Origin of the sequence: Staphylococcus sp. HMSC34G04 (assembly GCF_001838765.1) — a bacterium.
GTDB lineage: Bacteria > Bacillota > Bacilli > Staphylococcales > Staphylococcaceae > Staphylococcus > Staphylococcus epidermidis.
Genome location: NZ_KV838710.1, coordinates 77826 through 89722, shown reverse-complemented (window position 1 = coordinate 89722; position 11897 = coordinate 77826). Strand labels below are relative to the sequence as shown.

At 34.4% G+C, this 11897-nt stretch carries 8 protein-coding genes and 1 riboswitch; of the genes, 2 read left to right on the top strand and 6 right to left on the bottom strand.

The features are described 5' to 3' along the window. Positions 1–4 precede the first annotated feature (4 nt). Positions 5–1357 carry a dihydrolipoyl dehydrogenase gene (lpdA, locus tag HMPREF3241_RS03080; protein ID WP_070853442.1) on the bottom strand — a complete coding sequence of 451 codons (1353 nt, stop codon included), beginning with the start codon at positions 1355–1357 and terminating at the stop codon, positions 5–7. A 325-nt stretch (positions 1358–1682) separates the two neighbouring features. Here lpdA and HMPREF3241_RS03075 point away from each other — a divergent pair, with 325 nt between their 5' ends. Continuing rightward, positions 1683–3101, top strand: a complete 1419-nt coding sequence (locus HMPREF3241_RS03075; protein WP_070853441.1) for an anion permease — start codon at positions 1683–1685, stop codon at positions 3099–3101. Positions 3102–3259: 158 nt separating this feature from the next. After that, positions 3260–3361: riboswitch (TPP riboswitch) on the top strand. A 55-nt stretch (positions 3362–3416) separates the two neighbouring features. Then, complete coding sequence (locus tag HMPREF3241_RS03070) at positions 3417–4328, top strand: ABC transporter substrate-binding protein (RefSeq protein WP_070853440.1); 912 nt, start codon at positions 3417–3419, stop codon at positions 4326–4328. A 99-nt stretch (positions 4329–4427) separates the two neighbouring features. Here the strand turns inward: HMPREF3241_RS03070 and rarD are convergent, their stop codons facing one another. From rarD to lip, 5 genes are all read right to left on the bottom strand, one after another. Further along, entirely contained in the window at positions 4428–5330 is a 903-nt protein-coding gene (gene rarD, locus HMPREF3241_RS03065) for an EamA family transporter RarD (protein WP_002458084.1), read from the bottom strand. Between the two features lie 134 nt (positions 5331–5464). Further along, on the bottom strand, positions 5465–5962 hold the full coding sequence (locus HMPREF3241_RS03060) for a MepB family protein (protein WP_002458085.1): 498 nt from the start codon (positions 5960–5962) through the stop codon (positions 5465–5467). 94 nt (positions 5963–6056) lie between these two features. Continuing rightward, a complete protein-coding gene (locus tag HMPREF3241_RS03055; RefSeq protein ID WP_070592609.1) occupies positions 6057–7760 on the bottom strand; it encodes an ABC-ATPase domain-containing protein in 1704 nt (567 codons plus the stop codon). 154 nt (positions 7761–7914) lie between these two features. Beyond that, on the bottom strand, positions 7915–9255 hold the full coding sequence (locus tag HMPREF3241_RS03050) for a glucose transporter GlcP (RefSeq protein WP_070592611.1): 1341 nt from the start codon (positions 9253–9255) through the stop codon (positions 7915–7917). 284 nt (positions 9256–9539) lie between these two features. Then, entirely contained in the window at positions 9540–11723 is a 2184-nt protein-coding gene (gene lip / locus HMPREF3241_RS03045; protein WP_002475412.1) for a YSIRK-targeted triacylglycerol lipase, read from the bottom strand. Between the last annotated feature and the right edge of the window lie 174 nt (positions 11724–11897).

Genomic DNA, 11897 nt, shown 5'->3' with positions numbered 1-11897 from the left:
AAAACTACATATGAATTGCAGAATCAAAAAATGCATCTGCACTCTCACCTATTGCTTCTAATAAAGCCGGGTGTGGTTGAATAATTTGAGAAAGTTCATGAATCGTACCCTCTGATGCTTTGACACTTAAAAGTTCTCCAATGATATCTGTAGCATGTGGTCCTACAATAAAAGCACCAAGAACCTCTCCATACTTTTTATCAACGACAAGTTTAATAAATCCTTCATTTTCTCCTTTAATTAACGCCTTTGCATTCCCTTGAAATGCTGATTGAGTCACTTTCACATCATAACCAGCCTCTTTAGCTTGCGCTTCTGATAACCCAACTGATGCTGCTTCAAGTCTTGTGTATATACAACGCGTAATATCTTCTTGACGCACAAGTGACGGCTGTTTGTTCATTATTGTTTCGACAACATGAATGCCATGCGCACTTGCTGCATGTGCAAGTTGATATCCTTTAATTAAATCTCCTATAGCATAGACATGTTTTTGACTCGTTTCATAATGTTCATTGACTTTAAAGAATTTACCATCCATTTCCAAATTTAAATTCTTTGCAACTTGCGTATTCGGTTGTCTACCTGTTGCAACAAGAAGGGTATCAAAGCTAACATCATCTTGCCCATCTAATATTATTTTCGATTCCTTAACTTGTTTTATCTTTGCTTTCGTCAGTATCTTAATACCTTGATTATCTAAATGTGCTTTTAACATTTCTCTAGTTTCGTTGATTTCAGTTAATAAAATGTCATCTGCAACTTCTATTATCGTAACTCTAACTCCAAGATCAGCCATTGAGGATGCGAGTTCTGTTGCAATCACACCCCCACCGATAACCGCTAACTGTTTTGGTAGCTTCTCTAAATCGAAAAATGTATCGGTTGTTTCATAATTGACTTGATCTAACCCATCAATTGGTGGAATGAACGGCTGACTGCCAGTTGCTAAAATGATATCTTTCGCTTGATACGTTTCATTGTTAACGTCCACTTTTAAGTTTTTAGAAATTCGTGCTTCCCCTTCAATATAAGCAACTTTATTTTTCTTTAACAACTGCTTCACGCCACCCGTAAGTGTTTGTACAACTTTCTTTTTACGTTGGACAAATTGAGTAAAATCAATTTTTAAGTCTTTCGTTGTGATACCCCAATCATTTGCAACTCGTATGTTGTGCGCTTTCTCGCCGTGTTCTAACAACGTTTTAGAGGGGATGCAACCTACATTTAAGCACGTGCCCCCAGCATTATTTTTTTCAATGACTGCAACATTTTTACCAAGTTGCGCACCACGTATTGCAGCTACATAGCCACCAGGTCCAGCTCCTATTACGATTAAGTCATATGATTTACTCATATAATAAATGCCTCCTTTCACCAATAGTACGTTGTGCCATCCCAATTTCATTTGCATGAGGAATAAGAAATATTACATTTGTAAGCGCTTTCTTATCCCTTCAATTCCATTCTACTTCAAGTATTTTGAGTTTTCAAACAATTGTATGTTATTAATTATTAATACTCTATAAACTTTATAAATTACTGTTTATCTAACTCTTAAACTGATTTAAAAAAGTAATGATGTTTAAAGATTGTATAATTATAAAAAGACCTGTACATCAGCGTGTGATAAGACTATGATTAAAATGTAAAAAAGATTTTAGATAAAGGAAGATGGTGTCGTGGGAAGTACTGTTAAATATCGTAAGTTTATTCTACCTATTGTCGTTGGTTTAATTATCTGGGCATTGACACCTATTAAACCAGATGCCTTAAATGATCAAGCCTGGTATATGTTTGCTATTTTTGTGTCAACCATCATTGCTTGTATTACTCAACCTATGACTATAGGTGCCGTATCAATCATTGGGTTTACAATCATGATTTTGGTTGGAATTGTTGATACAAAAACTGCCGTTCAAGGCTTCGGTAATAGTAGTATTTGGCTTATTGCAATGGCCTTTTTCATTTCAAGAGGATTTGTAAAAACAGGGCTAGGTCGACGTATTGCTCTACAATTCGTTAAATTATTTGGAAAGAAAACGCTTGGTTTGGCTTATTCACTTATTGGTGTTGATCTTATCTTAGCTCCTGCTACTCCAAGTAATACAGCACGTGCTGGTGGTATTATGTTTCCAATCATTAAGTCTTTGTCAGAGTCATTTGGTTCATCGCCGAAAGATGGCTCTGAGAGAAAAATGGGTGCGTTTTTAATCTTTACTGAGTTCCAAGGTAATTTAATTACTTCGGCTATGTTTTTAACAGCTATGGCCGGTAACCCAATAGCGCAAAGTTTGGCTGAAAAAACGGCACACGTTCAAATTACATGGATGAATTGGTTTGTTGCTGCTATTATACCCGGATTAATTTCTCTCATCGTTGTCCCTTTCATTATTTATAAATTATACCCACCAACTGTTAAAGAAACGCCTAACGCTAAAAAATGGGCTACTGAACAACTAGAAGAAATGGGACATATGTCTATAGCCGAAAAAGTGATGGTTGGTATCTTTATCATTGCATTGGCTTTGTGGGTATTAGGAAGCTTCATTAATGTTGATGCCACGCTCACCGCATTTATTGCTTTAGCATTGTTATTATTAACAGGTGTATTAGCATGGTCAGATATTTTAAATGAAACAGGCGCATGGAATACACTCGTTTGGTTCTCAGTTCTTGTATTAATGGCAGAACAATTAAACAAGTTAGGCTTTATCCCTTGGTTAAGCAAACTCATTGCTCAAGGTTTGAATGGCTTTAGTTGGCCTATCGTTTTAGTTTTACTCATCTTGTTTTATTTCTACTCACATTATTTATTCGCAAGTGCAACAGCACATGTCAGCGCTATGTACGCTGCGTTACTCGGTGTTGCAGTCGCTTCGGGTGCACCGCCATTATTCAGTGCATTAATGTTAGGGTTCTTTGGTAACTTACTGGCATCAACAACACACTATAGTAGTGGACCAGCGCCTATATTATACGCAGCTGGCTATGTTACACAAAAGCGCTGGTGGACTATGAATATTGTACTTGGTATAGTCTATTTTATTATTTGGATTGGATTAGGTTCACTATGGATGAAACTCATTGGTATGATGTAAAGTTAGAATTTTAATTAAACTTTCGTTCATCAAACATATTGTAAGCTAACGTTTGAAACGTTAGCTTATTTTTTGCATCATACTCCCATGATTAATATTTGCTATATTCATTTTACTTTTTATTCAATTCAACTATGTTATTCTGTACATAGATTAACCAGTATCACTAGGGGTGCAATTCAATTTGCTGAGAGAAAGTCTACTTTCAACCCTTGAACCTGTTGGTTAGCACCAGCGTAGGAAAGTGAGCAATATTGACAACTGTTTCTTCATTCACTTTTTTACGCAATAATTAAATGGATGGAGGAATTTTTTATGAACAAATTAACAGTAGGTTTAGAATGGTTTTTAAATCCTGATCATATGCCATTAATCATAGGTATTGAAAAAGGATGGTTTAAAGAAGAATCATTAGAAATTGAGATGATTGAACCAAAAGAGCACTTTGATGCATTAGACGAGATTGAAAATGGTTCAATGGATATCGCGATTACTGAACCTATTCATCTGGTTCAAGATAGAGCTAAAGAACAAAACGTCATCGGGTTTGCGAGATATCTTCACACTAACGGCGGTATTATGTATAACAAAGATAAAAATATCGCTCGCCCCAAAGATTTAATCGGTAAGCGACTTCAATATCCTGGCGCTCCCGGTCCAGGTGGTATTGCCATGGCTAAAACGATGATTGAAGCAGATGGCGGCACATATAAAGAGGGTGACATCACACCAGTTAATCATAGCTTTTATCATACTGATGCACTTTTAACTGATAAAGCTGATGCTGCTACACTTATTTTCGAAAATTTTGAAATTCTTGAAGCTAAAAATCAAGGACTAAATGTAGATTATTTTCCACTAAAAAATTATAATGTACCTGATTTTTGTCAACTCATTTTCATTACTACGCCTGAAGTATTAAATACGAGTGAGATCAAACTTAGAAAGTTTCTGAAAGTCATTCAAAAGGCCATTCATTACATCAATCATCATTTAGCAAGTGCAATTGAAATTTACTCAATGTATACTCGAACTGATATCTCTAACCAATTAAACAAAGATACAATTGAAGCAACAGCTAAATGTTTTACAAATGATTTGTCTATGAGTTCCGACTACTACAATGATTTACAGTTGTGGCTTAAAGAAGTCAATGATATTAAAGACACGATTAACCCAACTTTATATTTTACAAATCAACTACTATTCAGTCGATATACAAAATAAAAAATACACCTTCACTCTATTTAAACGTTGATGTACACATCAATAGTTAGAATCAATATCTAATTTAGAGAATGCACATTAAATAAAGTGAAGGTATATTTATTTTACAACTGGGTTTTTCTTAATTTGAACATATTGAGAAATACTATATAACACAATACCTATCCATATAAAAATAAAGGTAATCAATTGATCAGTGTTAAATGGCTCTTTAAAGACAAAGATACCTAAGATAAACATGATTGTCGGCCCTACATATTGAATGAAGCCAGTTAACGATAATGGAATTCGCTTAGCACCTGCTGAGAACAGAATCAATGGTATTGCTGTAATTGCACCTGAAAATAGTAGCCAAAATGATGATATATTTAATCCAAATGTTATGTGTTGTTGCTGCCATAGGTAAATAACATAGATTAAACCTGCTGGTGCAGTAACAATACATTCAATAGTGATGCTACTTATCGCATCGATATGCACAATCTTTTTTAGTAAACCATAAATACCAAAAGAAAATGCTAACAGAAGTGAAATAAATGGAAATTCACCGATTTTTATTGTCATATAAAGTACGCCTACTAATGCAAAGATGATGGCTAACCATTCGAATTTATTAAATCTCTCTTTTAAAAATATAAGCGCCAATACGATACTCACTAGTGGGTTAATGTAGTAACCTAGGCTAGATTGTAGCACGTGACCATTAGATACTGCCCAAATAAATGTCCCCCAATTCACTGTAATAACATACCCTGCAACTATGATGGCAATAAGTTGTACGGGATGCGATACCAACTGATTAACATCTCTAAAAAAAGCGTTCCGTTGATTTTTTCCTATAATGAGCACAAAAATCATAAATATCACTGAAAAAATAATGCGGAATGCCAAAATTTCAAAAGCGCCTATTTCATCAATTAAACGCCAATAAATGGGTAAAATCCCCCATAAAATATAAGCACCTAAAGCTAAAAATATTCCTTTTTTATACTCCGAAGACACCATTAACCCTCCCTCAATATAAGTGATTAGAAAATGAGACTCATTCCAACTCATTGACAGTTATGTAATCAAGTTTACTAATAAAACAGTAATATTTACACATATCTGTTTGCGCACAGCTTTTGATTTTATAATCAATCTTCATTAAAATAAGCACGTTTAATACTTGGTACATCAATTGTTTGAGACATATCTATAAAGTATTGTTTTTGCCACGCTTGTGTCTTTTGAGCGACACGATTTAAATCTTTCTCCCAAGTAGGATACACTCGAAAAGCCATTTTCCCTTTAGATTCATGATGTCTTAAAATACCTTTATGGAAAAGTACATGTTTTGGAAAAATAAACTGACCTACTTGAGAATCATCTATCACATGTACAATTAATTTCCCAGGAAATGACTCGTAGTCAAATGCACGATTTTTCTTTGTTTTATCTTTTTCCCAAAGCGATAAAAAATATCCTTTTTTCTTTGTTGTTTTTTTAGCTAACCTACTTTTAAATACGTAGTCGTTAATATTAAAATTGTATGCCTCATAAGACTGATTCCATTGTTCATCTCTTATAATTAATGATTGTTGTAAATTCATTATCTTTATGATGTGATTTAACAATCGAACTGAAGACTTCATCTTCATACTCCCCTTTATTTTCAGTCTCAAAGTTCAACACATCGACGCAAACTCTGAGATACTTTTATAATAAATATTTAAAATGGGCATATATTTATTCCCTTTGCTTTATTTTTAATCTACGATATCGATTAAGTGTCGCAATAAACTCCTGCTTTCTAGGTAGCGCTAAATGACCAGGATGACCATGATGATTTGATATAACATCTAATCCGTGTTTCTCAATCCGTTGATACAAACAATTGGTCAATTCTACAATCGTACTTTTGTCATCTAGCAATTCATTTTTTACATAACTTAACATCATCGCTAAACCTTGTGTTTGACTGTCATCGACAAGTTGTTCTAAGCCAGAAATATGAATAGTTTCCTTACCATACGTTACTACATTCAATCCTTTAGCTTTAAAGCGATCACGTTTCCCTTTTTGATTAAAACTCGCTCTCAACGGAATTCTTGATGGAATGTGACCGAACTGATTGTGAGAAGAAACCTTTCTTTGATAACCGTCTGACTGCGCAATGTCTTTAGCTTGTTGCGTAACATCTTTCAATACATATTCATCCATCATCAATACTTGATCTGCCACGTCAAAATAATCTCCCGAACCTCCAACGATTAGAATAGTCGACACGTTATGGTCGTCATATAATGCTTTTACCTTATTAGAAAAGGGTGTAATCGGCTCTTTTTCGGGAGCAATTAAACGTTGCATACGACCATCACGAATCATGAAATTCGTTGCAGATGTATCTTCATCAATGAGTAACAATGACGCTTGTGATTCTAAAGCTTCCATGACATTTGCAGCTTGAGACGTACTACCACTCGCATTTTCAGTTGAAAAATGTATAGTATCTTTTTCACCTGGCAAATGATCAATAAATGGCTGGATATTAACATTTTGAATACTTCTTCCGTCTTCAGCACGAATTTTCATTGCATCTTGATTTGTAATCACATATTCTCTACCATCACCAGCAATATGATTATATACACCTCGTTCTAACGCTTCAAGTAATGTTGATTTACCATGATAACCGCCTCCAACTATTAGTGTAATGCCTTTGGGAATACCCATACCCTTAATAACTTTGCCACTCGATAGTTTCATTACAATCTCATATTGTTTGGGACTTTTAAATTCAATAGCGTTATTCATAGGTAGATCTGAAACACCACTTTTTCTTGGTAAAATAGCACCATTTGCTACAAATGCAACAAGGTCACGTTTTACTAACTGTTGTCTAATCTCCTCTTGATCCATCACTAATTCAACTTGTTGTTGCAATTGTGAACCATTAATGTTGCGATAACATAAGGCATGTTCTACTATTTGAGGCAATACATTAATAAGTGTATGTCTTGCTATTCTACCTAATATGGTACGTCCTCGTGCTGGTAATCCAACTTCAATACGTGCCTCAATTTGATGATTCTTAATTACTACTGCGGTACGCTCTAAGATTTCTTGGCCACAACTATCAATTTGAATTTTACTTACTTTTTTATCTTGGGCTACTATTGATTGAATCTGCTTATGAAACACGCGCGTTAAGTAATCACTCACAGCTCGTTGTTTCAGTTCAGAATTTAATAAAGAATCAGGAAATTTTGCTTGTTGGCGATCTATAACGACACTCATCTTAGATGGTGGCGCAAATGAATCAGCTTGAATATGATCAATACGTAGTTTAAATAAATTAAATTTGTATAGGTCTTTTATTTGCTTATACGCACCGTACTTTTGACCGTCTAACGATGTTAAAATCTGTTCAAGTGCTTGGGCACTTTTCATATTTTCAACCTCCAACGTTCATATATTATTACTTTTATTCTTGTACTTATTATCAAGTGTACTAAACGTTGACATTCCTACAAAAATATTTGAACTAAAAAATACTCCAAATTTTCAACTATACATTGAAAATTTGAAGTACTTCTCATTGTAATTATTCAGTTCTTGCGCCTGTACGCTCACGTAATTCATATTCTATTTCTTCTAAACTACGTCCGCGTGTTTCTGGTAAGAATTTAATTACGAACATCATCGCTAACACGCCTATGAACGCAAAAATTAAGAATACCCATTCTGTACTTAATGCATCACTTAATATTGGGAAGAATAATGACACGATAAGCGTTCCGATATTTAGCACAAGCGCTGAAATACCAGTAGCAGCGCCACGTGCGCGCATCGGGAATAATTCAGGTAGCATAACCCATAGAACAGGTCCCCAAGAAATCCCGAAGAATACGATAAATAATGATAAACAAACAATAATAATCCACGCTGATGAAGCGATTCCAATTGTCCAAATTAAGATTGCCATAATTAATAATGAGGCAATCATACCAATATTACCACCAACAAGTAATTTTTTACGATCAATCTTATCTACTACAAAAATGGCAACTATTGTTACAAGAACATTAATAGTTCCTATACCAACTGAACCTAATATAGACGCCGCTTCACCCAGTCCAGCCTTAGCAAAGATTGAAGATGAATAGAAAATGACCGCATTGATACCAATAAATTGTTGGAAAATAGCAAATATACAACCTACAATTAATATTCTACCTAACCATGGTGATTTAATGACTGTCCATGTTGATTCAGAGATAGCGTTAATTTCTTTCATTTCTTTAAGTTCTTTATCAATTTCGCTATCGTCATAGGTAATTTTCATCACTTGACGAGCAGCTTCTTCGTTTCTATTTTCAAGTAACCATCTTGGACTCTCAGGCATAAAATAAATACCCACGAGTAAAATAACCGATGGAACAACTGCTAATCCAAGCATCCAACGCCAACCCTCAATATCCGCAAATGCATAGTTGACTAAATATGCTGCTAAAATACCAATTGTAATCATTAGTTGATTAAGTGAACCTAGTGAACCACGATATTCTGTCGGCGCCATTTCACTTAAATAAACAGGTACTGTAGACATCGAACCACCCACTGCTAAACCAATAATTAAACGTCCAATAATTAATAATGCTAAATTGGTTGATGCAGCAAGAATCAGTGCCCCAATAATAAATACAATAGCGATGAGCATTACTAGACGTCGACGACCTAATTTATCGGCAAGTGGGCCACTGCTTCCTGCACCGACTATTGCGCCAATTAACATTGAAGACACAACGATACCCTCAGTTGTACTATTGAGAGGTATGTCTTTATGTATAAATAATAAAGCACCGGAAATCACACCATTATCATAACCATATAATAAGCCACCAAGTGCTCCCAAAATAAAGATTAAATACTTATTTGCTTTCATTCGTATCATTCCTTTTTCTATAGCTAGACTAATTATAATGCCTATATGAAAGCGTTTCAACATAATTTTATTAACATTTACTTATGAATGGTTATGATTTGATATTCAAGTCAAGTATAAATAAATATCATCATATTGCTTAAATTATCTATATCAATAACTTCACTAATCATAGCAATTTAAATATAATCATTGATTCTAGAAATACATATATAAATAAAACACCCTATCCGCTCACAATTTCTATCGACCGGATAAGGTGCCTTTGATTTTTCTTTATTTAATTATTGTTTATCTGTCACTTTTTCATTACGTACCATATCTTCAAACATGTTGTCCCAGAAATCTTCTAATTCTTCTTTAGAGATACGAACTTCTGATGTATCTGTACCAACAAAGTCACCATGGTCCCAATTATGTTTAACTGGTGTCACTTGCCATACTCCTTTTTGAACTTGATCTGTCGCAGACGTATGCGCTTGGTTCAATGGATATTGCCCAGAGATGACAGACACAAGTCCATCGTTTTCTCTCCACGCTTTGTCTTTTACTTTACCAATCGTATTTGCAGTTAATGTATAGCCTATGTTCATATTGACATCTGCTTTTTGAGTACCATTTGGACCTGGTCTTGTAGATTCACCCTGATATGTTTTGTAAACAATATTGGGGTTTAAAGATGTTTTTTGATTTAAGATATCTGTACCCTCAGTAGTTAAATCATAGAATCCATTATCTTTTGTTGTCCATAATTTACTTTGTTTCACACGTTGAATATATTGAACTAATGTTTCGTCTTCTCTTTGTTTAAGTCCCCATTGACTTAAACCAACATCAACATGAGATAATTTATTACCTTTTGACCTTGCATAGTCATATGCTACTTGTCTAATGATTTCTTCATTACCTAATAAATCTGCAGCATGAGTGCCATTATGTGGTGTGGCAATAGTAGTAATAGACGATATCATATTATCTTGCCCACCTTTATATAACGGAGAAATGTCACCACCATGTTGTTTTTGGTATTCTACCTCTTCTGGACTACCATGACGTAATAACTCTTCAAGATAACGAATTGTTTGACCACCCATACTATGGCCAATGAGATGAATTTTTTGACCAGGCTTCCAATCCTTATAAGCACCGGCGTATGTTTTTCCGTAACGCTCGTGTCCATATTTTGCAGCATGTGCCGCACCATAGTCTACACGTCCACCTTTAATGTAATAGTACAATTCTACAGCTCTATCATAATTACTGCCAAATGCACTTACACTTGCTTCCATCACATTATAACCTTTAGCTCTATAATCTTGAATAATTTTGAGACGGTCACCACCCCAATAGTTACCTTTTCCTGTAATGGGACCAGTTCCTGATGCATAACCATTAAATCCATGTACAAGAATAATAGGATCGTGATTTTTATATTCTTTTTGTGATGCTACTTTATTTGTTTGATCCTTCAATTCTTTGGATGCCTCTGTTGTCGCAGTATTTCTTGTTGTTGCCTGAGAATTTTTAGTGAGTGCCTTGATCCCTTTTCTAGAATCATCTTTTTCATTTTCAGGAGATTCTTTTGTGGAAAGATCTTTGTCTATGTCATCCACTTTAAGTTCTTTATCTGATGTTGTTGACTTTTCTTGATTTAAACGTTCATCTCCACGATTATTTCGAGTAACACCTTCATCTTTTGCTGTTATATGTTGCTCTGAAACATTCTCAGATGCAGTATCCTCATTCGATTGCGTTGCATCTTTATTGTATTGATGATCTAATTTTCCATCTATTCTTGAAGATTTTTGAACCTTTTCGATGCTCGATTGTTGGAGGTTAATTTTTTCTTGAGATTTTTCTTGTTCTATATTTTGATTTTCCTGTTGAGCATTTTTTACATCTTTACTTTGTAACTGCTTTTGCTTGTTTGTAATCTCCTGTTCACGTGATTCTTTCATTTTTGTTTGTTCAGATGTTGTTTTATCATCTTGTTGGGGTTTTACTAGGCTTTTTGCATTTTCATTCTTTCTAGTTTCTTCTTTTTTTGCATTTATGCCATTCGTTGCATGTTCCCCAATCTTTTTAGGATTTTGTTGGTCATTCTTTGTCATGGATGTCTGAGGTTGATTGGATTGACTATCAATTTGTTTGCCTTCATTAGATTTAACGTCAGTACTAGGTGTCTCATGATATGAGTAGTCATTGTTATGTATTGTTGGATTTTTATCAATTGTTTCTGAATGGTAATTTTTATTATCTTTATTCTCAGGTTGTTGAATTTCTTGATCTTTGTGTTGCAGCTCAATAGAATGTGATGCACTTACTTCTGATTGTTCTTGATTTTCAAGATGATTGGATTCAGCAGCATGTACTGAGCCTCCGCCAATAAATAACATCGATGCAACAATGATTGAAGACGCACCAACACTTAACTTTCGAATGCTATATGAATTCTTTTTATTTTTCATGTTTAAAGCACCTCTATCTTTTTTATATCATTTATAACCGTGACTTAAATGAAAAGATTAATAATTTCGCGCGGGATAATTTCTAAAATTCTTTGAATCCAGGCCTTCATCAATAAACTCCTCTCTCTTAGCTGAATGATTTAACAATTTATGAGAACAACACCAATTTTACAC

Coding starts and splice junctions, on each gene's coding strand:
- HMPREF3241_RS03050 (WP_070592611.1), bottom strand. CDS start 9,255: ATGAAAGCAAATAAGTATTTAATCTTTATTTTGGGAGCACTTGGTGGC.
- lip (WP_002475412.1), bottom strand. CDS start 11,723: ATGAAAAATAAAAAGAATTCATATAGCATTCGAAAGTTAAGTGTTGGT.
- lpdA (WP_070853442.1), bottom strand. CDS start 1,357: ATGAGTAAATCATATGACTTAATCGTAATAGGAGCTGGACCTGGTGGC.
- HMPREF3241_RS03055 (WP_070592609.1), bottom strand. CDS start 7,760: ATGAAAAGTGCCCAAGCACTTGAACAGATTTTAACATCGTTAGACGGT.
- HMPREF3241_RS03070 (WP_070853440.1), top strand. CDS start 3,417: ATGAACAAATTAACAGTAGGTTTAGAATGGTTTTTAAATCCTGATCAT.
- HMPREF3241_RS03060 (WP_002458085.1), bottom strand. CDS start 5,962: ATGAAGTCTTCAGTTCGATTGTTAAATCACATCATAAAGATAATGAAT.